The 25,960-nt window shown below is 58.6% G+C and carries 24 protein-coding genes and 1 other RNA gene; 11 read left to right on the forward strand and 14 right to left on the reverse strand.

What is annotated here, in order from left to right; translation table 11 throughout:
- Positions 1-76: 76 nt before the first annotated feature.
- From carA to grpE, 5 genes are all read right to left on the reverse strand, one after another.
- Positions 77-1,207 (reverse strand): glutamine-hydrolyzing carbamoyl-phosphate synthase small subunit, encoded by a 1,131-nt coding sequence (carA, locus tag BMZ67_RS00385; protein WP_092020863.1) that lies wholly within the window; start codon positions 1,205-1,207, stop codon positions 77-79.
- A 332-nt stretch (positions 1,208-1,539) separates the two neighbouring features.
- A complete protein-coding gene (dapB, locus tag BMZ67_RS00390; RefSeq protein ID WP_092019953.1) occupies positions 1,540-2,340 on the reverse strand; it encodes a 4-hydroxy-tetrahydrodipicolinate reductase in 801 nt (266 codons plus the stop codon).
- Positions 2,341-2,351: 11 nt separating this feature from the next.
- Positions 2,352-3,476: a molecular chaperone DnaJ gene (gene dnaJ / locus BMZ67_RS00395; RefSeq protein WP_092019954.1), complete on the reverse strand. Its 1,125-nt coding sequence runs from the start codon at positions 3,474-3,476 to the stop codon at positions 2,352-2,354.
- 165 nt (positions 3,477-3,641) lie between these two features.
- Complete coding sequence (gene dnaK, locus BMZ67_RS00400; protein ID WP_092019955.1) at positions 3,642-5,573, reverse strand: molecular chaperone DnaK; 1,932 nt, start codon at positions 5,571-5,573, stop codon at positions 3,642-3,644.
- A gap of 116 nt (positions 5,574-5,689) precedes the next feature.
- Positions 5,690-6,301 (reverse strand): nucleotide exchange factor GrpE, encoded by a 612-nt coding sequence (gene grpE / locus BMZ67_RS00405; protein ID WP_092019956.1) that lies wholly within the window; start codon positions 6,299-6,301, stop codon positions 5,690-5,692.
- Positions 6,302-6,541: 240 nt separating this feature from the next.
- On the opposite strand from grpE, the gene recN reads away from it, so the two are divergent.
- On the forward strand, positions 6,542-8,221 hold the full coding sequence (recN, locus tag BMZ67_RS00410) for a DNA repair protein RecN (protein ID WP_092019957.1): 1,680 nt from the start codon (positions 6,542-6,544) through the stop codon (positions 8,219-8,221).
- A 158-nt stretch (positions 8,222-8,379) separates the two neighbouring features.
- On the opposite strand, the gene fur is transcribed toward recN, so the two are convergent.
- Entirely contained in the window at positions 8,380-8,790 is a 411-nt protein-coding gene (gene fur / locus BMZ67_RS00415; protein WP_092019958.1) for a ferric iron uptake transcriptional regulator, read from the reverse strand.
- Between the two features lie 117 nt (positions 8,791-8,907).
- Here fur and BMZ67_RS00420 point away from each other — a divergent pair, with 117 nt between their 5' ends.
- Positions 8,908-9,234, forward strand: a complete 327-nt coding sequence (locus tag BMZ67_RS00420) for an outer membrane protein assembly factor BamE (RefSeq protein ID WP_092019959.1) — start codon at positions 8,908-8,910, stop codon at positions 9,232-9,234.
- 15 nt (positions 9,235-9,249) lie between these two features.
- Here BMZ67_RS00420 and BMZ67_RS00425 read toward each other — a convergent pair whose 3' ends face one another.
- From BMZ67_RS00425 to BMZ67_RS00435, 3 genes are read right to left on the reverse strand one after another with little or no spacing between them, the layout of a single operon-like run.
- Positions 9,250-9,528, reverse strand: coding sequence for an RnfH family protein (locus tag BMZ67_RS00425; RefSeq protein ID WP_175481802.1), 279 nt, complete (start codon positions 9,526-9,528; stop codon positions 9,250-9,252).
- On the reverse strand, positions 9,525-9,971 hold the full coding sequence (locus BMZ67_RS00430; RefSeq protein WP_092019960.1) for a type II toxin-antitoxin system RatA family toxin: 447 nt from the start codon (positions 9,969-9,971) through the stop codon (positions 9,525-9,527). The genes BMZ67_RS00425 and BMZ67_RS00430 overlap by 4 nt, the downstream gene beginning before the upstream one ends.
- 38 nt (positions 9,972-10,009) lie before the next feature.
- Positions 10,010-11,653: a sodium-dependent transporter gene (locus BMZ67_RS00435; protein WP_092020865.1), complete on the reverse strand. Its 1,644-nt coding sequence runs from the start codon at positions 11,651-11,653 to the stop codon at positions 10,010-10,012.
- Positions 11,654-11,841: 188 nt separating this feature from the next.
- On the opposite strand from BMZ67_RS00435, the gene smpB reads away from it, so the two are divergent.
- From smpB to ssrA, 3 genes are all read left to right on the forward strand, one after another.
- Complete coding sequence (gene smpB / locus BMZ67_RS00440) at positions 11,842-12,327, forward strand: SsrA-binding protein SmpB (RefSeq protein ID WP_092019961.1); 486 nt, start codon at positions 11,842-11,844, stop codon at positions 12,325-12,327.
- A 156-nt stretch (positions 12,328-12,483) separates the two neighbouring features.
- Positions 12,484-13,893: a WS/DGAT/MGAT family O-acyltransferase gene (locus BMZ67_RS00445; RefSeq protein ID WP_092019962.1), complete on the forward strand. Its 1,410-nt coding sequence runs from the start codon at positions 12,484-12,486 to the stop codon at positions 13,891-13,893.
- Between the two features lie 82 nt (positions 13,894-13,975).
- Positions 13,976-14,343, forward strand: a transfer-messenger RNA (tmRNA) gene (gene ssrA, locus BMZ67_RS00450).
- Between the two features lie 94 nt (positions 14,344-14,437).
- Here ssrA and BMZ67_RS00455 read toward each other — a convergent pair.
- Complete coding sequence (locus BMZ67_RS00455; protein ID WP_092019963.1) at positions 14,438-15,091, reverse strand: alpha/beta hydrolase; 654 nt, start codon at positions 15,089-15,091, stop codon at positions 14,438-14,440.
- Between the two features lie 231 nt (positions 15,092-15,322).
- On the opposite strand from BMZ67_RS00455, the gene BMZ67_RS00460 reads away from it, so the two are divergent.
- From BMZ67_RS00460 to BMZ67_RS00480, 5 genes are all read left to right on the forward strand, one after another.
- Positions 15,323-16,093 (forward strand): DUF3750 domain-containing protein, encoded by a 771-nt coding sequence (locus BMZ67_RS00460; protein WP_092019964.1) that lies wholly within the window; start codon positions 15,323-15,325, stop codon positions 16,091-16,093.
- Between the two features lie 116 nt (positions 16,094-16,209).
- Positions 16,210-17,205 (forward strand): HlyD family secretion protein, encoded by a 996-nt coding sequence (locus BMZ67_RS00465; RefSeq protein ID WP_092019965.1) that lies wholly within the window; start codon positions 16,210-16,212, stop codon positions 17,203-17,205.
- Positions 17,198-19,933 carry a ribosome-associated ATPase/putative transporter RbbA gene (rbbA, locus tag BMZ67_RS00470; protein WP_092019966.1) on the forward strand — a complete coding sequence of 912 codons (2,736 nt, stop codon included), beginning with the start codon at positions 17,198-17,200 and terminating at the stop codon, positions 19,931-19,933. Before BMZ67_RS00465 ends, rbbA begins: the two co-directional genes overlap by 8 nt.
- A gap of 2 nt (positions 19,934-19,935) precedes the next feature.
- Positions 19,936-21,057, forward strand: a complete 1,122-nt coding sequence (locus BMZ67_RS00475; protein ID WP_092019967.1) for an ABC transporter permease — start codon at positions 19,936-19,938, stop codon at positions 21,055-21,057.
- Positions 21,058-21,193: 136 nt separating this feature from the next.
- Entirely contained in the window at positions 21,194-22,138 is a 945-nt protein-coding gene (locus BMZ67_RS00480) for an endonuclease (RefSeq protein WP_092019968.1), read from the forward strand.
- Between the two features lie 15 nt (positions 22,139-22,153).
- Here BMZ67_RS00480 and BMZ67_RS00485 read toward each other — a convergent pair whose 3' ends face one another.
- Positions 22,154-22,462 carry a hypothetical protein gene (locus BMZ67_RS00485; protein ID WP_092019969.1) on the reverse strand — a complete coding sequence of 103 codons (309 nt, stop codon included), beginning with the start codon at positions 22,460-22,462 and terminating at the stop codon, positions 22,154-22,156.
- A gap of 353 nt (positions 22,463-22,815) precedes the next feature.
- Between BMZ67_RS00485 and BMZ67_RS00490 the strand changes: the two genes are divergently transcribed.
- Complete coding sequence (locus tag BMZ67_RS00490; protein ID WP_092019970.1) at positions 22,816-23,163, forward strand: DUF805 domain-containing protein; 348 nt, start codon at positions 22,816-22,818, stop codon at positions 23,161-23,163.
- Positions 23,164-23,252: 89 nt separating this feature from the next.
- On the opposite strand, the gene BMZ67_RS00495 is transcribed toward BMZ67_RS00490, so the two are convergent.
- The 3 genes from BMZ67_RS00495 to BMZ67_RS00505 all read right to left on the reverse strand — a co-directional run bounded on the left by BMZ67_RS00495 (position 23,253) and on the right by BMZ67_RS00505 (position 25,862).
- Positions 23,253-24,281, reverse strand: coding sequence for a sterol desaturase family protein (locus BMZ67_RS00495; RefSeq protein WP_092019971.1), 1,029 nt, complete (start codon positions 24,279-24,281; stop codon positions 23,253-23,255).
- A gap of 124 nt (positions 24,282-24,405) precedes the next feature.
- On the reverse strand, positions 24,406-25,107 hold the full coding sequence (locus BMZ67_RS00500) for a hypothetical protein (protein WP_092019972.1): 702 nt from the start codon (positions 25,105-25,107) through the stop codon (positions 24,406-24,408).
- A 71-nt stretch (positions 25,108-25,178) separates the two neighbouring features.
- Complete coding sequence (locus BMZ67_RS00505) at positions 25,179-25,862, reverse strand: 2OG-Fe(II) oxygenase (RefSeq protein ID WP_245749826.1); 684 nt, start codon at positions 25,860-25,862, stop codon at positions 25,179-25,181.
- Between the last annotated feature and the right edge of the window lie 98 nt (positions 25,863-25,960).

The raw sequence follows: 25,960 nt of genomic DNA on the forward strand, positions 1-25,960 counted from the left end.
TTGGTAAACCTGTCAGCAACGTTTAAATTCTTGCAGCGCAAAACACGGCGCAGCCTGTTATTTGTCCGGAAGGCCCTCAGGCCTTAGACGCTTTCATCAACTGGATAAACTCATCAAACAGCGGCGCCACGTCGTGCGGTCCCGGGCTGGCTTCCGGGTGCCCCTGGAAACTGTAAGCCGGCTTGTCGGTACGGCGAATACCCTGGAGGGTGCCGTCGAACAGGGACTTGTGAGTCGCCTCGATGTTATCCGGGAGCGTCGTCTCGTCCACGGCGAATCCGTGGTTCTGGCTGGTAATCATGACTTCGCCGGTTTTCAGGTCCTGCACCGGGTGGTTGGCACCATGGTGACCGTGACCCATCTTGACGGTCTTGGCACCACTGGCCAGGGCCAGTAACTGATGCCCCAGACAGATACCAAACACCGGAATATTGGTTTCCAGCACATCCCGAATAGCCTGGATGGCGTAGTCACAGGGTTCTGGGTCGCCAGGGCCATTAGACAGGAACACCCCGTCCGGATTCATCGCCAGCACCTCAGAAGCCGGTGTCTGGGCGGGTACAACCGTGATGTCGCAACCGCGGGAAGCCAGCATGCGCAGGATATTGAGCTTGACCCCATAATCCCAGGCCACCACTTTAAAGCGAGCGTCGGTCTGCTCACCGTAGCCATTGGCCAGGTCCCACTCGGTCTGATTCCACTGCCAGGTCTTTTCGCAGGTCACTTCCTTGGCCAGGTCCATGCCCTTCAGGCCGGGGAAGGCCTTGGCCAGCTCCAGCGCACGCTCCGGAGTTGCGTTGGCACCAGCGATAACGGCACCGTTCTGGGAACCTTTGTCACGCAGGATGCGGGTCAGACGGCGGGTATCAATGTCGGCGATGCCAACAATGTTGTTGTCACGGAGGTAGTCTTCCAGTGAACCGGTGCTGCGCCAGTTGCTGGCCAGCAGCGGCAAATCACGGATAATCAGGCCAGCAGCCTGGATACAATCAGACTCCACGTCTTCTTCATTGACACCGGTGTTGCCAATATGAGGATAGGTCAGGGTTACGATCTGGCGGGCATAGGACGGATCAGTCAGAATTTCCTGATAGCCGGTCATGGCGGTGTTGAACACCACCTCGCCGCTGGTTTCACCTTCGGCGCCAATGGCGAATCCGTGGAACAGGCTTCCGTCTTCGAGAGCCAGGATTGCCGGGGTTCTCAAGGTGTCGGTGCTCAAGATTTGAGTACTCAAGGCTTGTATCCTCATCGAGTGGCGTATCGTCAGTTCCGAATCGGGATCTCGCTCACCCCCTAAACCGGAGTGAATGCCAAATCCTCAACGTCACGAACAGGAGCGCAAGCGCAAATTCAGGTCGCAAAAAAGCGAGAGGGAGCAAGTTGCTCCGTCCCGCTTTTTTGTTGTTAGGGCGCCGCCTACAACAGCGCCCCGGCATTTTTAAGCTACGCTTGGTGCAGTTAAACTTCCTCATTATAAAAAAATCAGGGGTTCACTGTCCACGACAAAAAATGCTCAGCGTCGGTATCGGCCCTCAATCACTTCAACGCCAACACATCCTGCATGTCGTAAAGCCCAGCTGGTTTGCCTTCCAACCATTTCGCCGCCCTCATCGCGCCTTTGGCGAAAGTCATGCGACTGCTGGCTTTGTGGGTAATTTCAATACGTTCGCCGATGCCGGCAAACAGCACCGTGTGGTCACCCACCACATCACCAGCGCGGATGGTTTCAAAGCCGATTTCCTTCTGCGACCGCTCTCCGGTAAAACCTTCACGACCGTATACCGCACATTCCCGCAGGTCACGACCCAATGCTTCGGCCACCACTTCACCCATACGCAGGGCGGTACCGGACGGCGCATCCTTTTTGTGACGGTGGTGCGCTTCGATGATCTCCACGTCGTAATCGTCACCGAGAACCTGGGCCGCAGTACGCAGCAGGTTGAGCGCCACATTGACACCAACACTCATATTTGGCGCGAACACGATAGGCGCAGACTCCGCAGCCAACGCCAGCTGTTCCTTTTCAGCGTCAGTCATACCGGTTGTGCCAATCACCATCCGCTTGCCGTTGGCCTTACAGAACTCAGCGTTCTCCAGGGTCAGGTCCGGAAAGGTAAAGTCGACCAGCACATCAAAATCATCCTTCACATCGGCCAGGCTGCCGGCCAGAGCCACGCCAACCTTGCCAATACCGGCCATTTCACCTGCGTCTGCGCCAATCAGGGTGCTATCGGGTTCCACGACAGCCGCCCCCAGCTCCAACCCTTCAGCTTCGTCCACCGCCTCAATCAACACCTTACCCATGCGCCCAGCAGCGCCGATGATTGCTACCCTCATGTTCACCGCCCTCAGAATTTCATTTCATCAAAGAAACTTTTCACGCCCTCAAACCAGGAGGTCTTCTTCGGCGCATGATGGGTGCCATTGCTGCCATCCAGGGTTTTCTGGAATTCATCCAGCAACTCTTTCTGGCGCTTGGTCAGATTGACCGGAGTTTCAACGATAACCCGGCACAGCAGGTCACCGGCAGGGCCACCACGTACCGGGCTTACGCCCTTGTTACGCAACCGAAACAGCTTTCCGGTCTGGGTCTCAGCAGGAATCTTCAGCTTGACGCGACCATCCAGGGTCGGCACTTCCAGCTCGCCACCAAGGGCAGCATCCACAATACTGATGGGCACTTCGCAATAAAGGTTGCGGCCATCACGGGTAAAGATGGCATGCTCACGCACCGCGATCTGGACGTACAAGTCACCGGCAGGACCACCATCCATGCCCATCTCACCCTCACCGGCCAGACGGATACGGTCACCCGTATCGACACCGGGCGGCACCTTCACCGACAGCGTCTTCTCTTCCTGTACCCGACCTACACCATGACAGGACTTACAGGGGTTCTTGATGACTTTGCCGGAGCCACGGCAGCTCGGACAAGCCTGCTGAACCGTGAAGAAACCCTGCTGCATCCGCACCTGACCAGCACCATTACAGGTGCCACAGGTTTCCGGACGGGTACCTTTCTCCGCACCGGAGCCATCACAGGATTCACACTCAACATGACCCGGAACGCGGATTTTGACCGCCTTGCCTTTAACCGCCTCTTCCAGATCCAACTCCAGGGTATAGCGAAGGTCAGCACCGCGGGTATTACGACCACCACGACCGCCGCCACCGAAGATATCACCGAACACATCGCCAAAGATGTCGGAGAAGCTTCCACCGCCGCCGCCAAAGCCGCCGGTCTGACCGTCGACACCGGCATGACCAAACTGATCGTAGGCACCGCGCTTCTGGCCATCCGAGAGCACCTCGTAGGCTTCGCTGGCCTCTTTGAATTTACCCTCAGCTTCCTTGTCATCCGGATTCCGGTCGGGATGGTATTTCATCGCGAGCTTACGGTACGCCCGCTTGATTTCCTTCTCATCCGCCTCCCGGGACACACCGAGAATTTCGTAATAATCGCGCTTGGCCATGCTAAAAACCCTGTTAACGCCCGCCGCCTTCGCGCCGGGCCTTTGACTACTTGAATTCGCTTGTGCAAATGGAGCTGCGCGGCATTCTAACGCAACCCCTTAAACGAGGAAAAACGCGGGAACCCAATTATCCCCGCGTTTTCCTTGGTGACGACTGCGCAGAACTTAGCGCTTGTCGTCGTCTTTCACCTCTTCAAACTCTGCGTCGACTGCGTCATCGGCAGCACCAGACTGAGCACCTGCCTGCTCGGCAGCACCCGCCGGACCGGCCTGGTCAGCCTGCTCAGCGTACATCTTCTGAGCCAGCTCGGAAGACACTTCTGTCAGCTTCTGGGTTTTGGCTTCGATGTCGTCCTTATCAGAACCGGGCAACGCTTCTTCCAGGTCCTTGATGGCCGCTTCGATGCTTTCCTTCTCGCTGTCAGTCACCTTGTCAGCGGCGTCGGTCAGGGTCTTGCGAACCGCATGAACCATGGCGTCGCCCTGGTTACGAGCCTGAACCAGCTCCTCAAACTTGCGATCTTCCTCGGCATTCGCCTCGGCATCGGTCACCATCTTCTCGATTTCATCGTCGCTCAGACCAGAAGAGGCCTTGATCACGATGGACTGTTCTTTGCCAGTGGCCTTGTCCTTTGCGGACACGTTCAGGATACCGTTGGCATCGATATCGAAGGTCACTTCGATCTGAGGTACGCCACGGGGCGCGGGCGGAATATCCGCCAGGTCAAACCGACCCAGGGACTTGTTCTGGGACGCTTGCTTACGCTCACCCTGAACCACGTGAATGGTTACCGCTGTCTGGCTGTCATCCGCCGTTGAGAAGGTCTGGGACTTCTTGGTCGGGATGGTGGTGTTCTTCTCGATCAGAGGAGTCGCCACGCCACCCATGGTTTCGATACCCAGGGTCAGCGGAGTGACGTCCAGCAGCAGAACGTCTTTGACATCACCGGACAGAACCGCCGCCTGGATGGCCGCGCCCATGGCAACCGCCTCATCCGGGTTCACGTCCTTGCGTGCTTCCTTACCGAAGAACGCTTTTACCTTTTCCTGCACCAGCGGCATACGGGTCTGACCACCAACCAGGATCACTTCGTCGATCTCGTTACCGCTCAGGCCGGCATCTTCCAGCGCAATCCGGCACGGCTCCAGGGAACGCTCAACCAGATCCTCAACGAGGGATTCCAGCTTGGCACGGGTCAGCTTCACGTTCATGTGCTTGGGACCGCTGGCATCCGCCGTGATGTACGGCAGGTTGACGTCGGTCTGCTGGCTGCTGGACAGTTCAATCTTGGCCTTCTCGCCCGCTTCTTTCAGGCGCTGCATTGCCAGGGAATCACCGCGCAGGTCGATGCCACTGTCTTTCTTGAACTGGTCCGCCAGGTATTCGATGACCTTCAGGTCAAAGTCTTCACCACCGAGGAAGGTGTCACCGTTGGTGGCCAGCACTTCAAACTGGTGCTCACCGTCAACGTCGGCAATCTCGATGATGGACAAGTCGAAGGTACCGCCACCGAGGTCGTAAACCGCAACGGTACGATCACCGGTTTTCTTGTCCAGACCGTAGGCCAGGGCCGCTGCAGTCGGCTCGTTGATGATACGCTTAACTTCCAGACCGGCGATCTTGCCCGCATCTTTGGTTGCCTGACGCTGGCTGTCGTTGAAGTAAGCCGGAACGGTGATAACCGCCTCGGTCACTTTCTCACCCAGGTAATCTTCAGCGGTTTTCTTCATCTTCTTGAGGACTTCCGCAGAGATCTGCGGCGGAGCCATCTTCTGGCCTTTTACCTCAACCCAGGCATCGCCGTTGTCAGCCTTGGCAATGGTGTACGGCACCATCTTGATGTCTTTCTGGACAACGTTGTCTTCGAAACGACGACCAATCAGTCGCTTGATGGCGTACAGGGTGTTGGCCGGGTTGGTGACCGCCTGACGCTTGGCAGACTGACCTACCAGGGTTTCGCCGTCATCGGTGTAGGCGATGATGGACGGGGTAGTACGATCGCCTTCGGCGTTCTCGATCACCTTAACCTTGTCACCATCCATGATGGCCACACAGGAGTTGGTGGTTCCCAGGTCGATACCAATAATTTTGCTCATTGATTCACTCCAATTCGTTTTTCAATTCTGTTCGGGCACTTAGCGCACTTCTGGTTCAGGGTAGCGGGCCCGTGACGTTACTCGTTACTGCCTATATTGGCGCCGTCTTGAACTTTTCAAGCCTGCTCGTCGATTTTTGGTGCTTCGTCGGCCTTGGCAACAACAACCATGGCGGGGCGCACCAGACGCTCATTCAGGGTGTACCCCTTCTGGATCACCGCCACCACGCTGTTGGGCTCGGCATCGGGCGCCGGCACCATGGACATGGCTTCGTGCAACTGCGGATCAAACGGTTCACCCACCGGATTGACCTGCGCTACCTTGAACTTGCCAAGACTGCCCATCAACAGACCAAGGGTCATTTCGACACCTTCACGGATAGACGCAACCACCTGGCCATCAACATCCTGGGCCTCGGTACTTTCCACCGCTTTCTCAAGGCTGTCCGCAACCGGCAGAAGCTCTTTTACAAACTTTTCCAGGGCGAATTTGTGGGCCTTCTCGACGTCCTGCTCCGCACGGCGGCGAATGTTTTGCATCTCGGCCTGAAGCCTCAGCATCTGCTCTTTCGAGTCCTGAAGTTCTGCGCGCAGCGCCTCGACTTCGGATTCTTCAGCCCCTTCACCCTGAGCCGCGTCGGCCGCCTCTGCCGATGCCTGCTCCGCGTTAGCGGCAGCCTCTTTCAATTCCTCTTCGACCTGATCATTGCGGGTGTCGTCAGCACTCATTGGCTACTCCTGCTCAAACTTGAAGCGCCCGGCTCGCGGGCTTCTATTACGTGACCCGGGCAAATCCACACCGGGTTTATGGACTTTGCGAACGGATATGGGGCCCGAATTCACGGTTTCAACCACCGGCGTGAAGGAATTCATCATTTGCAAACAGGAAAAACCCTGTATATATTCACAGCTACTGTATACCTAAACAGCATTTTGCCAGCGCCGACCCTGCGAAGCCGGAGGAACCCCATGCTGACCCAACTGACTGTCACCAACTACGCCATTGCTGAACGCGTTGAATTGCAATTCAAGAACGGCATGACCGCCCTCACCGGAGAAACCGGTGCTGGCAAGTCCATTGTCCTTGATGCGTTGGGGCTGGCCATGGGTGGACGAGCCGATGCCGGCGCGGTCAGGCATGGCGCCCAACGGGCCGACATTACCGCCTGCTTTGACATCTCTACCATCGAGGATGCCCAGCAATGGCTCCGCGAACACGAGCTGGATGAAGACAACGATTGCATCCTTCGTCGCACCATCAGTAAAGACGGCCGCTCCCGTGCCTACATCAATGGACAACCCTGCCCGCTTGGCGATCTCAAGGCGCTCGGCGCACTGCTGATGGACATCCACAGCCAGCACCAGCATCAATCCCTGCTGCGCAAGGACACCCATCGCAAGCTGGTGGATGAGTTTGGCGACACCCTGGAACTGGCTCAGGCAACACGCGACGCCTGGAAAGCCTGGCATCAGGCCGATGCCCGGCTACGGGACCGCCAGCAGAACGCTGACGAAAACGAGGCTCGCCTGCAACTGTTGCGCTATCAGGTTGAAGAACTCGACCGCCTGGGACTGAGCGAAGGCGAGCAAACACAACTGGAAGAAGAGCAGGTTCAGCTCAGCCATGCGGACAGCGTGCGGCACAGCTGCCATCAGGCGTCACTGCTTTGCAGCGAAGACGACAACAGCGCGGCCAGCCTTCTGCGACAGACCCTGAACCAGCTTGAGCAGCTGCCAACCAACCTGCCGGCACTTACCGACACCCTGCAGATGCTCAGCGAAGCCCAGATTCAAGCCGCAGAGGCCGGCGACACCCTGCGCCGCTTTGCCGAAGACTATGAAGCCGACCCAGCCCGCCTGAGCGAAGTGGAAGAACGTCTGAGCGTGATTTATCAGCTGGCGCGCAAACACCGCATCCAGCCCGAGGAACTGCTGGAACTGCATCAGCGTCTGCAGGAGGAACTGGAGGCCCTGGATGGCGGCGCAGGCAGCCTGGAACAGCTGGAAGCCGAGCTTGAGCAATGCCGTCAGCACTACGACACCCTTGCCGGCCAGCTTACCGAAGCGCGACAGTCCGCTGGGGCAGAACTGGACCAGCGGGTGGCTGAAGAGCTTGCCCACCTCAGCATGCCCAGCATGCAGTTCGTGACCATGCTCTCCCCAGCCAACGATGGCGAGCCGTCCCCCCATGGCAACGAAGAGGTAGAATTCCTGGTCAGCGCCAACCCCGGCCAGCCAGCTCGCCCGCTGGCCAAGGTTGCGTCCGGCGGCGAACTGTCACGGATCAGTCTGGCCATCCAGGTTGTGGTTGCGCAAACCTCCACGACACCAACGCTGGTATTCGATGAAGTTGATGTCGGTATTGGAGGCGGTACTGCCGAGGTGGTGGGGCGCTTGCTCCGAACACTGGGCAACAACGGCCAGATCCTGTGCGTCACGCACCTGCCGCAGGTAGCAGCCCAGGCGCACCAGCACCTGTTTGTCAGCAAGTTCACCCAACAGGATGCCACCTTCTCGCGCATCGAAACCCTGGGGGACCAGGAGCGTATTCAGGAAGTCGCCAGAATGCTGGGCGGAGTGGACCTGACCGAACAGACCATCGCCCACGCCCGGGAGATGTTCACCAAGGGCCAGGCGGTTCATCACTGATCAGGGTTTCAAACAGACACATTCCCCTCTCGACCTTCGAGAGCTTTTGGCGGGTTTTTACCCGCCTTTTTTATGTCCACGGCGTCGAAAATATCGAGGATGAAGGATCTGTCGCCGGCAGGCCCGGCGACGTCATCAGGCAGGGTAAATCAGGGGGATCAGGACTTGATCGGTTTTACGTAGAGAGTGAGGCTGTGATCGACAATCTCATAGCCATGCTCCTCAGCAATCTTCTGCTGACGCTCCTCAATGACCGGATCGCAAAACTCGATCACTTCACCGGTCTGAGTGCACACCATGTGGTCGTGATGCTCTTCGGTCGCAATCTCGAACACCGCATGGCCACCTTCAAAGTTGTGCCGCAGCACCAACCCGGCCGCCTCAAACTGGGTCAGAACCCGATAGACGGTGGCAAGGCCAACATCGTCCCCTTGTTCCAACAATTTTTTATACACATCCTCCGCACTCAAGTGGTGCTCGCTCGAGCTTTCCAGTATGTTGAGAATCTTTACGCGCGGCAGGGTTACTTTCAGGCCAACCTTGCGCAGTTCAGTGTTTTCAGAAGGCATGTGTTAATCACTCTTTGGTGTACTTCCGGCTTCCGGTATCATGAAGCCGCTTAAACAGTTTGCCTGGCACCGTTAACCGGCCGACAGGCGCCCCAAGATAGAGGAATTCCCCCACCGATGCAAAAGCTCGCGGCATTGCTCCTGACCCTGCTGATCGCAGGCTGTGCCTTTCCTGGCGTCTACAAAATCAACGTCCAGCAAGGCAGCATTATCAAACAGGAAGACCTGGACCAACTCAGCGCAGGCATGACCCGTCGCCAGGTTCACTCAATCCTCGGATCTCCCTCGGTGATCAACCCGGTGGACGAAAGCCAGGATCACTATATGTATACGTTCCAGCGGGCTGGCCAGGAAATCAAGCAGCAGCAGATCACCATCTATTATGACGGCGACACCTTCAGCCACTATGACGCCGAGTTGCTCCCGCTAACCCCGGCTTACTGAGTTGCCGCTCAGCCTCTAGTTCTTGCGCGCCCGGTTAAGCCGGGCCTGCTTCGGATCGATTTTCAACGGGCGGTAGAGTTCCACCCGGTCACCGGCCCGTAACGCTTCTTCCCGGGGCTTTTTGACCACTTTGCCAAATACCCCCATGTCCGTGGCGTCCAGATCAATTTCCGGAAACTCCGCCAGGATGCCGGATTTCAGTACCGCGTCGTAAACCGTGGTGCCATCATGCACCGACAGCGCCATAATTTTCTGTTTCTCCGGCGTGGCGTAGGCCACCTCAACGTCGATCATGCCAGCTGCCCCCGGTACACATCGTCTGCCCGCCGACAAAACGCATCCACCATTGTGGTCGCCGCCTGACTGAACACTGCGCCAAAGGCCATCTTGGCCAGGGACCCTGAGAACTCAAACTCCAGACTCAGCACCACCTTGCAGGCGTTCGTATCCAGCGCGAGGAACTTCCAGTGGCCACACAAGTTACGGAACGGACCATCCACCAGGCTCATATCAATCATTTCCGGAGCCAGCAACGTATTGCGGGTGGTGAAGCGCTGACGTACGCCGCCCTTGGACACGTCCAGGGAAGCCATGATCTCGGAATCGGATTGCTGGTGAATCTCTGCACCCGCGCACCACGGCAGGAAATCCGGATAAGAAGCTATGTCATTGACGAGATGGAACATCCGCTGGGCGGAATGCATGACCAACGCGGTCTTTTCGATCTGGTGCGCCATGGGAACGAGGTATCCTGAACGTTACTGAAATTCGTCTTTCAGGCACTATGATAAAGGATTTCCCGCTCCCTTTGCTGCCCTTTGTCACCGGCCGGCGGCTCCGCACCCTCCGGAGCCGGGCTCTGCCCCGCGGCAGGCGCTTCTGGAGGCCATACCCCCGGGCCACTGTCCTCGGCAGGGGCGCCGGGAGCCTCAGGAACTTCAGGTGTATCTGGCAGAGCCGGGAGTTCGTCCACCGGCGGCTGTGAGCGAATCGCATTGATCGGCTGGCACACGCCCCGCACCTCACCATCACCGCAAAGCTCATTCAGCGAATGAATGCTGTACTGAACGCCAATGTAGGCCACGACCACCGGCAGCACCAGTCGCATGACCCAGAACCAGATCCGGCTGATCAACCAGGGCGCCTGGCCGATCAGCCCGAAAGCGACCGGATGGCTCAACTTCCAACCGACAAACACCGCAAGCAGAATGCTGACCAGAGGGATCAGCAAGCCACTGGCAATCAATTCCAGCCATCGGAAAATCGACCCGCCCAACAGCAGCACATCGGACCAGATGTTGAAGGAGAACAGCGTGGCCAGCCCGGCGAGCCACACCAGCACGCCTATCACCGTCACTGACCAACCCCTCGGCGCCCCGGTCCACTCCCTGAACCACCCGACCAGCGGCTCCAGCAGTGCCAGGGCGGTGGTCCAGGCAACCAGAACGATCATCAGGTACACCGCGGCGATTACGAACTGACTACCCGGCACCTCCGCCAGACTCAGGGGCAAGGCAACGAACAGCAAACCGAAGCCCTGCTCACCCGCACCCGCCGATACCGGCAACACCAGGGCATAGATGGCCAGACCCGCAACAATCGCGAACAGGGTGTCCATCAAAACCACCCCAAACACCGCCCGTTTCAACGGCGTTGTTTTGGCCATGTACGCACCAAACACCGCCCACACCCCCATTCCCAATCCCAGGGTGAAGAAGGCGTGGAACAGTGCCAACTGAAGGCTCCGCCAGCCAAGGTCTTCCGGGCGGAACGACAACAGATACCCCGCCGATGCCTGCAAGTCGCCCTGGCTCACACTGTAGCCAAGAAACACCAACAGCGTGAGGTACAGTCCCGGAACCACCACCCGTAGCGTGCGTTCCAGCCCCAGGGCCACCCCTTGCATGGACACCCACAGCACCAACAGCAGGAAGAAACCGTGCCAGCCCATAAACTGCCGATAGCTGTTACGGTCCGACACCAGGTTGGCAAGAACCTCCACCACCTCGGCTTCACCTTGGCCAGTGAACGTACCCAAAGCACCAAAAAATACGTAAGCCAGGCAGATTGCGCCGATAACGGCGGTGAAAGAAAGCACCACAAAAGCCGCAAGAACACTGAAACGGCCAACCCACATCCAACCACGGGACAGACGCCCCTGGCGAATGAATCCATCCATGGTCAGTACAATGCCATGGCGGGAGTGGCGGCCAACAGCGGCCTCGGTAAGCATTAAGGGCAAGGTGACAAGAAGCAGACAAGCGATGTAGAGAAGAACAAACAGCCCACCGCCATGTTTATGGGCAAGATACGGAAACTGCCACAGATTGCTGAACCCGACAGTAGCACCCGTCGCGGCCCAGAAAAATGTGGAACGGCGTGTCCACGAACCGATGGACGTTTCGTATGGGGCTCGCATTCCGTACCCTGCTTGATAATGGATGGCCATTGTAACCAATCTCCCGGCAAACTCACCTCCTGTCCCACCAGCGAAAGGTGATTTCGTGACCCACCCGCCACTCCTGGGCTACAATGCGCGATTCGTCCGCAGCGACCCAACTTTATTCCGGGTCCGCGAAACTGTCTGTAACACCGGGTTCGCCATCGATGAGCAAGAAAAAAAAGCCGGGCAACGCCAGCAACACCATTGCACTGAACAAAAAGGCCAAGCACGAGTACCACATTGAGGAACGCTTTGAGGCGGGCCTTGCGTTGTTGGGCTGGGAGGTCAAATCCCTGCGCGCCGGTAAGGGGCAGCTCACGGACGCCTATGTGCTGCTGAAAGACGGCGAAGCCTGGCTGCTGGGTGCTCATATCACCCCGCTGAACACGGCCTCGACCCACGTCATCGCCGACCCCACCCGTACCCGCAAGCTGTTGCTGCATGCCAAGGAAATCGCCCGCATCCTCGGCCAGGTTAACCAGACCGGGCACACCTGCATCCCGCTGGCCCTTTACTGGAAAAACAACCGGGTGAAATGCGAAATCGCCCTGGTCAAAGGGAAAAAGCTGTTCGACAAGCGGGCGACCGAGAAAGAACGGGACTGGAACCGCCAAAAACAACGGATTATGAGGGACGCCGGAGCGTCTTAACGATCGGTAATTTAGTTAGCACTTGCATCCTCTTTCGAAGCGCGCTTATCCGTCCTATACTCGAAGATTCTCCGGGCGGTAGCGCGTTTTTTGAGCATTACCTGTAGTCGTTCCAGAACGCCACAGCTCTCACTCACGGACACGAGGGAGGGAATAATGCAACCTCACAGAACTGCCATGACAGCCGTGGACCGATCCTGGCTGCGCATGGAATCCGTTGAAAACCCAATGATGATCTCGGCGGTGCTCAGCTTCGACCAGCCAATAGCCATAAGCCGCCTCAAGCGCGTGCTCAATGAGCGCTTCCTGACCTTCCGGCGATTCCGCCAGCGCGTGGTCAACCGGGGCGACCGGGCCTACTGGGAAGACGACCCCCATTTCGATATCGACAACCACATCCACCGCATTGCTCTTCCCGGCAACGGCTCCCAGGAAGAGCTGCAGCAACTGGTCAGCGACCTGAACAGTACCGCCCTGAACTTTAATCGCCCCCTGTGGCACCTGCATTACATCGACCAATACAACGGTGGCTGTGCGCTACTGATCCGCATCCATCATTGCATCGCCGACGGCATTTCCCTGGTCCGGGTGCTGCTATCACTGACCGACAGCAGTCCGGAGTACAAGGTCCACACCCTGACCCCGCTACGACCTGCCCCCGGTCCTCGTGCCAGCCTCTGGCGCCAGTCTGTCGACCGGCTCAGGGCCAGTGGCCACGTCGCCCTCGAACAGGGCCGGCTGTTCCTGCAGTCGCTGGAAAAGGACCCCGGCTACCCGCTGAAACTGATGGGTACCGCGAGTGACATCGCGGTTGACTGCATCAAGCTGGGCTTCGCCAGAGAGGAACCACACACCTCGCTCAAACGCCCCCTCAGTGGCCGCAAGCAGGTTGCCTGGGCCCGCCCCCTGGACCTGGCCGACGTCAAACGCTGCGCCCGAACCCTCAAAGGCACGGTTAACGATGTCTTGCTCAGTGTGGCCAGCGGCGCTCTTCACAAGCACTTCAACGATACCGGCGAGGCCATTCCCGACTGCGGCATCCGGGTTGCGGTGCCGTTCAACCTTCGCCCGCTCAACCGCCCGATCACAGACCTGGGCAACCAGTTTGGCCTGGTGTTGGTGCCGCTGCCGGTGGACGTGCCCTGCCCGATCATGCGCTTCCGCCAAACCCGGGAAAACATGAACCGGCTCAAACGCTCCTACCAGGCCCAGGTGACCTACAGCCTGCTGGATCTGTTCGGCCGCGGCCCGGATATCCTTGAACGTCGCGCCCTCAACATGCTCAGCCACAAAGCCTCCGCCGTGCTGACCAACGTGCCCGGCCCCAAACAGCCGGTATACCTGGCAGGCGCCAAAATGACCCAGCCTATGTTCTGGGTTCCCCAGAGCGGTGATATCGGCATTGGCATGAGCATCTTCAGCTACGCCGGGACCGTACAATTTGGCATTACCGTAGACAAGAGCATTCCGGCAGACCCCAGCGCCATCATGGATCATTTCCACGAAGCCTTTGACGAACTGGTGGCACAAACCACGGATCAACAAGCGAATTTAGGGGTCGGCTAAACGGGCTGAGACAAGAAGTGACAAAAAATCGTCACTTTTCCCTTGAAGTCTTGGGAGCGCCCCCCATATACTTTCAACATAAGGGGACGACATGGCTTCGACGCTGGTGGCGAACCCTTGGGTGCATGTCGAGATGGCAGCCAATCTCGTAAATCAAAAGCTGCAATTTAATAGTCGCAAACGACGAAAACTACGCACTGGCGGCCTAAGGGCCTGCCAGTCGTCCTGGCTGAGATGCCTATAACTCAGTAGCAACATCCCAGGACGTCATCGCTAATAGGATGCTCCGTTACTCAGATCTCACTGTTTAACGGCTAAGATTTAAAGAGATCGCCTCTTACACCCTGACCTTCGGGTCGTTTGAGGTTAAACGAATAGAAGGATGCTAAACATGTAGACCTCAAGGCAGAGTACTGGCGGACGCGGGTTCGATCCCCGCCGTCTCCACCAAACAACTGCAAAAGCCCCTGATTTCAGGGGCTTTTTTTATACCTTCATGAAAAGCATGACTAAAAATAGACCTGAATTTCATGTAGCCAGCCCATTACACTCCCCCCAAAAAGCCATCCAAGTCCCTGATTTCCTCCAAGCACAGACTATGCTCCATACCATAACTTTGGTACTCCGGCTCATACCCCAGCCCCTGCAACTGCTTCAAAGCCGCCTGTCCCAACACCTCCGAAACCACCGGATCAAAACTGCCGTGGCCGATGAAAATGGGGATGTTGCGGTTGGCGTCGCTCAGTTTGATGGAATCCGCGGTGGCGAAGTAGGTTGAAAGCGCAAACAGCCCGCCGAGGGGTTCGGGGTAGCTTAATGCCAGTTCATAGGCCACCGCGCCGCCCTGGGAGAAGCCACCCAGGATGATGTTTTCACTGGCGACGCCCCGCTCTCTTTCGGCCTGGATCAATGCCGCCACCTGTTTGGCGGATCGCCGTAGCTGTTCAACGTCTACCTTGCGGTCGATGTCCATGGCAAGAATGTCGTACCAAGCGGGCATGACCATGCCGCCATTGATGGTCACTGGCAGGTCTGGGGCATGAGGGAACAGGAAGCGAACCGGCCGCTGCTTGGCGAACTCAAACTCGGGGACAACGGGCTCGAAGTCATGGCCGTTCGCGCCAAGGCCGTGTAGCCAGATAATGGTTGTTTCCGGGTTTTCACCCGTATCGATTTGCAGGTAATTCAGTTCTGTCACAGACACTCCTGATGATGGCTCCAAACACAAGGGGCTCCCCCTTTGGCCAGAATACCGGGGCAGGCTTATTTTTCATAACATACTCGGCAACAGGGCGCCCTCTATGGCAGGCATGAGTCAGGCAAGCGGGGGCCGCGCAGTCATAACCGCCCACCTCTCCAATCCGTCACTGGTCAAAAACCACCCAAATCGGTTTAACTAGACGAGCCTCCCACAGAAAAGGGCCAACCGATGAAACAGATCAAGCGATGGGTAGCCGGATTTCTTATGTCGCTGGCAATTTTACTGTCGGGCCCGCTGTTCATGGCGGCCTGCGGCTCTTTGCAGTCGGCTGAAAGCTGGCGGACGGCAGACCGCTCCAGTGCGGGCATTGCACCGGCACCGGAGGATACCCCCGAGGCGGTGGTACAGGTCTATGGTGCACGGGCGTGGAGTTGGCGGGGGTATTTCTCGCTGCACACCTGGATTGCCACCAAGGAGGCCGGGGCCGATCACTACTACGTTCACGAGGTTATCGGCTGGCGCCAGAACGTGGTGCACTCCCACCGTAGCCTGCCAGACCGGGCCTGGTACGGGCAGCCGCCACAACTGATTGCCGACATCCGCGGAGACGAAGCCCAGGCGGCCATCACCAATATCCACAAGGCCATTGCCGCCTACCCCTACCCCACCGAATACGAAGCCTGGCCTGGGCCGAACAGCAACACCTTTGTCGCCTGGGTGATTCGAGAAGTGCCGGAGCTGGACGTAGCCCTGCCCAATCACGCCATCGGCAAGGATTACCTCGGTAATGGCGTGGTGGCCGAAGTGCCTGGCGGCGCCGGTTATCAGCTGTCGTTGTGGGGGTATTTCGGGCTGCTGGCGGGGGTTCGGGAAGGATTGGAGGTAAACGTCCTGGGGCTGTCACTGGGGGTGAACCCGCTGGCGCTCGGCATCAAGTTACCGGGTATTGGCGAGCTGGCCCTGCGCGATACCAACCCAATGCCACCCAACGATTCCTGACCAGAATTCTTGTAAATATCAGTACTTATCGCAGGTGAGTTGACCGCCGTCATCAAACAATCAAGAATTTGTCCTATGCTCTTCATTGGGATTTCTCTGCAAAATCAAGGAAAGTCATGCCTACTCAAAGTGCCAGGTCGAACCTGAAAGTACTGGGTGTTCTCGTTGTTGCCATTGTCGCGGTCTATCTATGGCAGCGTTTTCCCACAGGCAGCAAACTGCCGGATTACATCGCGTCGGGTAACGGCCGCATAGAAGCCACCGAAGTGGACATTGCCACCCGCATAGCCGGCCGGCTGGAAACGTTTTTTGTGGAAGAAGGCGACCTGATTGAGCCGGGGGCCGCGGTTGCCGAAATGGACACCGCAGAGCTGGAAGCCACGCTGGCGGCGGCGGAAGCCACCACACTCCAGGCGGAAGAAAGCAAGCGCCTGGCCGAGGCGGTGGTGATTCAGCGCGAAAGCGAGCTGCGGCTGACCCAGGCTGAACTGAGCCGTTTCCAGTCACTTGCAGACAGGGGGCACCTGTCCCAGGAGCAGCTTGATCAGGCCATGACGGCAGCAGACACCGCCATGGCGGCATTGCAAGCCGCCAAGGTACAGGTGGCCTCTGCCCAGGCGGGCATTGAAGCCGCTCGGGCCAGCATCCTGAGAGTCCAGACCATTATCGATGACAGCCACCTCAACACGCCCGTGGGTGGCCGGGTTCTCTACCGCCTGGCCGAGCCGGGCGAAGTACTTCCCGCTGGCGGCAAGGTTGCCACGGTCATCGACGTGACCGATGTGTATATGACAATTTTCCTGCCAACCGCCCAGGCCGGCCGGGTTCGGGTCGGTTCCGAAGCCCGTATTATTCTGGATGCCCTGCCGGATTACGTCGTGCCCGCCGAAGTCAGTTTCGTGGCTGCCGAAGCCCAGTTCACCCCCAAGTCAGTGGAGACCAGAACAGAGCGGGAAAAACTGATGTTCCGGGTCCGGATTCGCATCAACCCAGACCTGCTGAAAGCCTACCGAGACCGGGTGAAAACCGGGGTTCCCGGAGAAGCCTTTGTAAGACTGGACGAAAGCCAGTCCTGGCCGGAGCACCTGCAGGTGTCCCTGCCCAATGGCTGAGGACATCGCCCGGCTTGACGGCCTGTCCCACCGTTATGGCGACACCCTGGCCCTGGACAACATCCAGCTGACCATTCCAGCCGGCTGCATGGTCGGGCTGATTGGCCCTGACGGTGTCGGAAAATCCACACTGCTGGGGCTGATTGCCGGCGCCCGCAAGCTGCAGCAGGGAAGCCTCACGGTGCTCGGTGGCGATATGGCCAGCCAACGCTTCCGCAACCGGGTCTCACCGCGCATCGCCTACATGCCACAGGGATTGGGGGGCAACCTCTACCACACCCTGACGGTGGACGAGAACATCGACTTCTTTGCCGACCTGTTCGGGCTGGCCGGTAGCGCCCGCCAGCAACAGATCGATCGCCTGCTGGACGCCACCGGCCTGAAATCGTTCCGCGACCGTCCCGCCGGCAAGCTGTCCGGCGGCATGAAGCAGAAGCTGGGGCTGTGCTGCGCGCTGATCCATAACCCGGACCTGCTGATTCTTGATGAGCCCACCACCGGGGTGGACCCGCTGTCCCGGAAACGGTTCTGGGACCTGATCGACACCATACGCGGACAACAGTCCGGCATGAGTGTGCTGGTGGCGACCGCTTATATGGAAGAGGCGGATCGTTACGACTGGCTGGTGGCCATGGATGACGGCAAGATCCTCGATACCGGCTCTCCCAGGGAGCTGAAAGAGCGCACGGGCACCACGACGCTGGACGATGCCTTCATTGCCCTGCTGCCGGACCAGCGCCAGGAAACCATTCCGGCTGAGCTGCTGGCATCGACGCAAGATCAGCCGCAGAGTGAGCAGGGAGCCACACCCGCCATTGAAGCCCAGCACCTGACGCTTCGCTTCGGCAGCTTCACCGCCGTCAAGGATGTCAGCTTTTCCATCGCCAAAGGTGAGATTTTCGGGTTTCTTGGCTCCAATGGCTGTGGCAAGACCACCACCATGAAGATGCTCACCGGCCTGCTGCCCGCCACCGAAGGCGAGGTGTTCCTGTTTGGCGCACCACTGGACGCCCAGGACCTGGCGACCCGGCGTAAAGTGGGCTACATGTCCCAGTCGTTTTCCCTCTACGGAGAGCTGACCGTTCGCCAGAACCTCGAGCTGCACGCCCGCCTGTTTCACCTGCCGAAAGACAGTGTGGCGCCAAGGATCGAAAAGCTGGCCCGGGAATTCAGCCTGGACGAGGTTATGGACCAGCTCGCCAGTGCCCTGCCGCTGGGGGTCCGGCAACGGCTGTCACTGGCCGTGGCGGTGGTGCATGAGCCGGAACTGCTGATTCTGGATGAACCCACCTCCGGGGTGGACCCCGCAGCCCGTAACCAGTTTTGGTCGCTCTTGCTGCGGCTGTCCCGGGAAGAGGGCGTGACCATTTTCATCTCAACCCACTTCATGAACGAAGGCGAGCGCTGCGACCGGATCTCGCTGATGCACGCCGGCGAGGTACTGGCGTGCGATACCCCGGAGGCGCTGATCCAGGCCGCGGGGGCCGACGACCTCGAAGGCGCGTTCATGCAAACGCTGGAAGCGGTGGCCAAAGAGCCTGACACAGACACCAGCGCCGCGGTGATCACCGACACCCCCAACGAGCAACCCAAGCACCGGTCCTTCAGCCTGCAACGGTTGTGGGCATACGGGCGACGAGAGGCGCGGGAGCTGTTACGGGACCCAATACGAATGGCGTTTGCTTTCGTCGGTTCCGCCCTGCTGATGCTGATCCTGGGGTATGGCATTACCATGGATGTGGAAGACCTGTCGTTCGCGGTGCTGGACCGCGACCAGACCCCACAGAGCCGGGATTACGTGACGGCGCTGTCCGGTTCCCGTTATTTTCTGGAACAACCGCCCCTGCACTCCCTCGAGGAACTGGATTACCGGATGCAAACCGGTGAGTTGAGCCTGGCCCTGGAAATTCCGTCGGGCTTTGGCCGGGACCTTAAAAGTGGGCGCACCACAGAAATCGGCGTGTGGGTGGATGGCGCCATGCCGTTCCGCGGCGAAAACATCCTGGGTTACGTTCAGGGCATGCATCTGAGCTACCTGAGTGAGCTTGCGCTCAGAACCTACGGGGAAACACCTGCGTTAAGCCTGGTCAGCCTGGAAGACCGCTACCGCTACAACCAGGACTTCCGGAGTCTGGACGCCATGGTCCCCGCCGTCATCCCGATCCTGCTGATCTTTATTCCCGCCATCCTGATGGCCCTGGGCATTGTCCGGGAAAAAGAGCTGGGCTCGATCACCAACCTCTATGTGACGCCGGTCACCCGTCTGGAATTCCTGCTGGGCAAGCAGTTGCCCTACGTGGCCTTCAGCATGATCAGTTACGCCAGCCTGGTGGTTCTGGCCGTGGCGGTGTTTGATGTGCCGGTCAAGGGCGGGCTGCTGACCCTAACCCTCGGCGCGCTGCTGTTCGTTACCGCCACCACCGCCCTGGGGCAGGTCATGTCGTCCTTCGCCTCGACCCAGATTGCCGCCCTCGCGGCCACGGCAATCCTCACCATCCTGCCCACGGTGCAGTTCTCCGGTTTGACCGAGCCGGCGTCCTCGCTGGAAGGACCCGGGGCACTCATCGGCCCCTTCTGGCCGGCCACCTGGTTCCTCCAGATCAGCCGTGGTGTGTTTACCAAGGGGCTGTCACTGGCGGACATGCAGTCGGCCTTCCTGACCCTGGCCGCGTTTATTCCGGTACTGACCGCTCTGGCGGTGGTACTGCTCAGGAAACAGGGACGCTGACCATGACGAGCCTTTACAACATCTGGAACCTCGGCATCAAGGAGCTGCGCAGCCTCTGGCAGGATAAAATCCTGCTGGTGTTCGTCGCGGTGGCCTTCACCGTGATGATCTACACCGCCGGTTCCGCCGGCTCCATGGAGCTGAACAACGCCCCCATCGCCGTTGTCGACCAGGACCAGACCACCCTGTCAGGGCGGGTGATCAACTCGCTGCAGCAGCCCTGGTTCCTAGAGCCCGACCTGGTGCGCTACGACCAGGTGGACGAGCTGCTGGACAAAGGCAGCCACACCTTTGCCCTGGTGATCCCGGAAGGCTTTGAGCGCAAGGTGAGGCAGGGACAGCCGGTGAGCCTGCAGCTGAACATTGACGCCACCCGCATGAGCCAGGCGTTTATCGGAACCACCTACATTCAACGCTTCACCCTGACCGAAGTGGCCGAGTTCCTGCAGCCGGGCAGCGCCGCCACCAGCCAATTACCCATTCAGCTGGTGACCCGGGTCCGCTTCAACCCCAACCTGGATGGCACCTGGTTTGGCGGGGTGATGGAGATCATCACCCAGGTCACGCTGATCAGCATTATTCTCACCGGCGCGGCACTGATCCGGGAACGGGAACACGGCACCGTGGAACACCTGATGGTGATGCCGCTGCGGCCCTTCGAGATCATGGCGGCCAAGGTCTGGGCCAACGCCCTGGTGGTGCTGCTCGCGGCCTCGGTGTCGGTCACGCTGGTGGTCCAGCACTGGCTGAACGTGCCGATTGCTGGCTCGGTTGCGCTGTTCCTGCTCGGCACCTTGATCCACCTGTTCTCGACCACCGCCATCGGGATCCTGATTGGCACCGTGGCCCGGACCATGCCTCAGTTTGGCCTGCTGCTGATCCTGACCATTTTGCCCCTGCAACTGCTGTCAGGCGGTATCACCCCGCGGGAAAGCATGCCCGAGCTGGTACAAAACATCATGCTGGCCGCACCCACCACCCATTTTGTCAGCATGGCCCAGGCCATTCTCTACCGGGGTGCCGGTATCGACGTGGTTTGGCCACAGATGCTGGCGCTGGCAGGCATTGGCGCGGTGTTTTTCTCGGCGGCACTGGTGCTGTTCCGACGTCACTTGTCCGTATAACCGAGGAGGAGTGCGACCGCCTCCTCCCTAGCCCACTCACAACAACAAACACTTACGGTTACAACACCTTACAGTCCAAGGCGACCAATTCAGGCAAAATTTTGCCCAGATACTGGAACGTCGCTAAGGACCCAACGTGCTGTTCACCCGATCCCTGATCACCTTACTGTGCCTTGCCTTTACCCTGCCCGCCCTGGGGCAACCCTCATCCTTCGGCCAGGCCAAGGAGTTGCTGCGAGAGCAAGTCTATTACGACCAGAACGAATCGGCGGAGGGGTCCTTCTATTGCGGTTGTCACTGGAGCTGGGTCGGCGACTCCGGCGGCCGTGTCGATGCCGCTTCCTGCGGCTATCAGGTTCGCAAGCAGGAAACCCGGGCTGCCCGTATCGAGTGGGAACACGTTGTCCCGGCCTGGGTGATGGGGCATCAGCGCCAGTGCTGGCAAGAAGGCGGGCGCCGCAACTGTGCCGCAAACGACCCGCTGTTTGAAATTATGGAAGCCGACATGCACAACCTCACCCCAACCATCGGGGAGGTCAACGGCGACCGCAGCAACTACAGCTTTGGCGAACTCCCGGCACAGCCATCCCAGTATGGCCAGTGTGACACCCAGGTGGCCTTTGGTGAGCGAACGGTGGAACCCCGCGACCAGGTCAAAGGCCAGATTGCCCGCACCTACTTCTACATTCACGACCGTTACAACCTGACCATGAGCCGCCAGCAGCAACAACTGTTTATGGCATGGCACCGCCTGTACCCGGTCACGGACTGGGAACGGGAACGGGATCGCCGTATTGCTGCCGTCATGGGCCACAACAACCCGTTTGTTACCGGAGAGCGGGCCTGGAGTCTGGGCCATCGCAATGTCGCTGCGGGTATCGCCGCCAACGAGCCGACCGTTCTCGCAAGCGCTGATCCGGTCACGATTCAACTGCGAGGCAACCGCAACAGCCGTGTTTACCACCTGCAGGGACTCTGTCCCAGTTACGACCGGGTCGCCCCTGAAAACCGGGTTGAATTTAACAGTGTCAGCGAGGCGGAAGCGGCAGGCTACCGTCGCGCTGGCAACTGCCGTAGCTGACTGCCGGTCTGACGGTCAGACGCCCATATGGGGAATACGTTCATTGGGATGAACCGGTTGGTGCTCGCGCCCAGGCGTGAGGCTGAACACCTCGCGGGAAACCACAACTTCGCCAGCTGCGTCGAATTGCACATAACCGTAGCAGGCGCCGTCAAAACACCAGCCGTCGATCACCGCCGTGGTTTCACCGGCGTCGTTGACCAGCCGGAAACTTTTGGTGCTTCCGACGGTAAAGCCATCGGTCAGGTTGCTGCCTCGCTGGTAGGGTTCGAGGTGAACGTCGGTGCTCAGTTTCAACGCACCTTGTAACAAGGATTCGATCATGGAACGCCCTCCTGTCAGAGCAGATGTACTCCAGATGTCATGGGACACGTTTCACGTTACAACGTTGTGAACTGCCAAAGGGACATGGCTGACCAAGCCCCTGTCTATGACACCACAAGGCGGGAAGCGCGCCTTGATATAGACCAAAAAAACAGCAAATCCGCGCCGCGCTTTTCAAATCTGCGCCGGGATAGGGAGAACTACCTACACCAATCTCCCCATAAAGTGGACATATGCTTTGTATCGTTATGAATTTCTTGCTAAAAACCATTTGCGGCAATGACTGCCGCGATGTTGACGAATCCTCTCCCTGATTCGTCAGCTTCAAGCTAGGGAGATCAAGGAGAAAGTAAATGGATTGGTATCTGGCCGTTATTAAAAACTACGCAGGTTTTTCTGGCCGCGCACGTCGCAAAGAATACTGGATGTTCGCGCTCATCAACATAGCCATTGTCATTGCGCTGAGCGTGATTGAAGGTATCTTGGGGATCCCGGGTATTATCAGCGCCATCTACGGTCTGGCATTGCTTGTTCCGAGTCTGGCCGTTGGTGTCCGTCGTCTGCACGACACAGGCCGCACCGGCTGGTGGTTGCTGCTGGCTCTGATTCCGCTGGTTGGCCCGATCGTTCTGCTGGTGTTCTTCTGCATGGAAGGCAACAGTGGCAGCAATGACTTCGGCGCAGACCCGAAAGCGGCCTAAGACCGCATAGATCGCTAGCGTACGCAATGAAACGCCAGAACCAGCGTTACCTGCCTGGGTTCTGGCGTTCTAATCCTTTCCCGACACGGTCACCCCGGTGAGCGGACGGCAGCCAACCAGTCACCCGTACGGCGCCAGACCCGCTGACCAATCACCACAAACGGCCTGAATACCAGGCTTCCCAGACTCTGGTACTTGCGATTCTCCCGATCCCCCACACCAAACGTAATCGGCTCTGGCTGACGCGTGGTGACGTACAGGGAGCCAAACATCCAGTCCCAGATCGACAGGTTGGTGCCGAAGTTCTTGTTGAAGTGCCTGGCCGCATCGCTATGGTGAATCTGATGCTGGGCGGGGCTGTTGATAACACGCTCAATCACCGGGCCAAAGGACAGCCAGACGTGACTGTGCCGTAGGTTGGCCGCCAGGGCGTTGAAGATAAAGACCAGATAGGTCACCCCAAAGAGCGTGTAACGGCTAATCTCACCACCACACAGGTAATAGAACAGACCCGCGTAGAACCCAATCATCACCCCAAGGGCAATCTTCTCGACGATTTTCTCAACAAAGTGGATCCTACTTGCTGTCGCCGGCACCAGTACCGCCGCCGAGTGGTGAACCTTGTGAAATTCCCACAACCAGCGGGAATGGAAGGCCCGGTGCACCCAGTAATGGACGAAGTCCCCCACCAGGAACACCCCCAGGCCGTAGAGCATCATCAGCCCCATGTTTTCCCCGAGCTGGGGACGGGCGCCCCACAGGTTGGTGAAGAACGCCACATAGTCACCGGAGCGGAGGATGTAGGGATCAACAATCGCCACCACCGGCAGAACGCACACCACCTTAAGGATCGCGCGCAGGAAATAGTATTGGTAGTCCACCAGGGCCGACCGGTGGAAATGCACCCGGTTCCCCCCCAGGAATTGCCAGTAACTGCCGGCCGCCGTCGTGCCCTCGCGCTTACGGTAGGCATACAGCCCGAAGGCCACCAGATAGGAAATCATCAGGAACAACACGCCAAAGCGCCCGTTGAGATCGAAGATCCCAAGGAACTGTTTGGTGACCGGTTCAATCACCGCGGTATCGAGGAATTCAACCAGAGAGGTCCCCAAATCCATGAACTACACCTGTACAACAACGCCGGGTAACGGGTGCCAGAAAAGCACCCGATGGAAAGATGTCGCTAGTGTAAATGAAAATTAGTCGCTTCTCCATTGATTATTTATTACCCAATCAACACGCCTAACCGTCATGGTCCACCTGTATCGAGGCACTAAAGCGACTTCGCCTCCAGAGTACCGCCACCCACAGGGCATGAGCATTCACCAGCAGGGCGATTATCCATTCAAAGCTATCTTCAATGCCTTGATAGAAGTCATAGGCGACCACCTGCAGAACCACGGTCAGCATCGCCACCGACAGTGTCACCACACACAAGGTCAACAACCCTTGGCCTCGACGACGCCATCCGGGCGCACCGCTAAGCGCCTGGCTGAGCAGAAGCTGTGCCAGATAGGTCAGGGAGAAGTAGAGCACCACCCCAGTGCGCCGCAACAGCCGGAAGCCATCACCGACATGCCCCAGCACCAGGGTATAGAGTACAAGTGCCAGGCAGGCAGTTACGCCCAGCAGGGTAATCCAGCCCAGTCTGCCCGGTGTCGCCCCCAGTTGTCGCAACCAGTGCGGGTTCAGCCACCAGAACAGCATCCCCAGAATCGCCGCCGGCAACATGGTGCCCTTGAAAATAAAGTAGGCTGTGCCGTGGCGCCCGGTTCGACTGATACTGGTGCAGCTTTCCAGGTAGGGCATGCACCACGGCACATGCCCTTCCATAGCCGACACCAGGTAAGTCAGGTGGATGGTCAGCAACGGGATCAACGCCGCCGCCAGCGCCAGCCCCCACAGTGGCAACCCTGAACCTGGCCCATGAACATTTCCGGCCATGACACCGCCCTCCCATCTGCAACGCTATGCCGAAGGCTCTGTGTTCAGCATAGTCGGTGGCGGCAGGGAACTCAGGCTGGTGGGTCAACCCTTGCCGAGCTGGACTGGTTAACGCGGAACCAGCCGGCGATGGAATAGCGGTCTCGTTGGGCCGGTAGCACCTCATGGGGAAACTCTTCGCTGAGAAACGCCACCACCGTGCCAAAACCGGGTGTTACCCGCAGGGTCTGGTCATCCTCTCCGGTGTACAACACCAGTTCGCCGCCATCATCGGGCTGCCACCCCGGGTTCAGGTAAGCCACCAATGACAGCGTACGGTTGGCCTCTCCTTTGAAAGCATCCAGGTGCTTCTTATAGAAATCACCCTGGGCGTAGTGGGCGTAGTGGCTTTCAAACGAAAACAGCCCCAGTAGCAACCGCCGGTTCAGGTAAGCTTGCAGCTGTGTCGCCCACTCCAGCCACGAGGCGCCGGTTTCGGACTCACCGGTGATCCAGCAGATCTCATCGCTACGAACAAAGTTGTTCACCATGTGGTCTTGCTCCCGCCCGATACCCGCCGGGGCAAACTCGCGCCGGGATAGCTGCTGAACCTGCGTCCACAGGGCATGGGTCAAATCCGGTGGCAGGCCACCAATATTGACGCTGTAACCTTTGGTTAGCAGGTCGTTGGCAATGGTTTCGTAGAGATGGGGAACGTCCCCTTCCCCGCTGTTGCGGGCTGGGAGTTTCAGTGCGACCACGTTCGTCTGTTTCACCTGAGGAAAGGGCCTGCCGGGAATCGGTCAGACTGTTTCAGTTTAATATGACGAATCCAGTGTCAGGGCAAGAAAATAATCGAAAAAAAAGGCGCCGT

The organism is Marinobacter zhejiangensis, from assembly GCF_900114775.1.
Lineage (GTDB): Bacteria > Pseudomonadota > Gammaproteobacteria > Pseudomonadales > Oleiphilaceae > Marinobacter > Marinobacter zhejiangensis.

Bases quoted from the DNA above. Each gene is read 5' to 3' on its own strand.
- dapB (WP_092019953.1), bottom strand. From the start codon at position 2,340: ATGAGGGTAGCAATCATCGGCGCTGCTGGGCGCATGGGTAAGGTGTTG.
- dnaJ (WP_092019954.1), bottom strand. From the start codon at position 3,476: ATGGCCAAGCGCGATTATTACGAAATTCTCGGTGTGTCCCGGGAGGCG.
- dnaK (WP_092019955.1), bottom strand. From the start codon at position 5,573: ATGAGCAAAATTATTGGTATCGACCTGGGAACCACCAACTCCTGTGTG.
- grpE (WP_092019956.1), bottom strand. From the start codon at position 6,301: ATGAGTGCTGACGACACCCGCAATGATCAGGTCGAAGAGGAATTGAAA.
- recN (WP_092019957.1), top strand. From the start codon at position 6,542: ATGCTGACCCAACTGACTGTCACCAACTACGCCATTGCTGAACGCGTT.
- fur (WP_092019958.1), bottom strand. From the start codon at position 8,790: ATGCCTTCTGAAAACACTGAACTGCGCAAGGTTGGCCTGAAAGTAACC.
- BMZ67_RS00420 (WP_092019959.1), top strand. From the start codon at position 8,908: ATGCAAAAGCTCGCGGCATTGCTCCTGACCCTGCTGATCGCAGGCTGT.
- BMZ67_RS00425 (WP_175481802.1), bottom strand. From the start codon at position 9,528: ATGATCGACGTTGAGGTGGCCTACGCCACGCCGGAGAAACAGAAAATT.
- BMZ67_RS00430 (WP_092019960.1), bottom strand. From the start codon at position 9,971: ATGGCGCACCAGATCGAAAAGACCGCGTTGGTCATGCATTCCGCCCAG.
- BMZ67_RS00435 (WP_092020865.1), bottom strand. From the start codon at position 11,653: ATGCGAGCCCCATACGAAACGTCCATCGGTTCGTGGACACGCCGTTCC.
- smpB (WP_092019961.1), top strand. From the start codon at position 11,842: ATGAGCAAGAAAAAAAAGCCGGGCAACGCCAGCAACACCATTGCACTG.
- BMZ67_RS00445 (WP_092019962.1), top strand. From the start codon at position 12,484: ATGCAACCTCACAGAACTGCCATGACAGCCGTGGACCGATCCTGGCTG.
- BMZ67_RS00460 (WP_092019964.1), top strand. From the start codon at position 15,323: ATGAAACAGATCAAGCGATGGGTAGCCGGATTTCTTATGTCGCTGGCA.
- BMZ67_RS00465 (WP_092019965.1), top strand. From the start codon at position 16,210: ATGCCTACTCAAAGTGCCAGGTCGAACCTGAAAGTACTGGGTGTTCTC.
- rbbA (WP_092019966.1), top strand. From the start codon at position 17,198: ATGGCTGAGGACATCGCCCGGCTTGACGGCCTGTCCCACCGTTATGGC.
- BMZ67_RS00475 (WP_092019967.1), top strand. From the start codon at position 19,936: ATGACGAGCCTTTACAACATCTGGAACCTCGGCATCAAGGAGCTGCGC.
- BMZ67_RS00485 (WP_092019969.1), bottom strand. From the start codon at position 22,462: ATGATCGAATCCTTGTTACAAGGTGCGTTGAAACTGAGCACCGACGTT.
- BMZ67_RS00490 (WP_092019970.1), top strand. From the start codon at position 22,816: ATGGATTGGTATCTGGCCGTTATTAAAAACTACGCAGGTTTTTCTGGC.
- BMZ67_RS00495 (WP_092019971.1), bottom strand. From the start codon at position 24,281: ATGGATTTGGGGACCTCTCTGGTTGAATTCCTCGATACCGCGGTGATT.
- BMZ67_RS00500 (WP_092019972.1), bottom strand. From the start codon at position 25,107: ATGGCCGGAAATGTTCATGGGCCAGGTTCAGGGTTGCCACTGTGGGGG.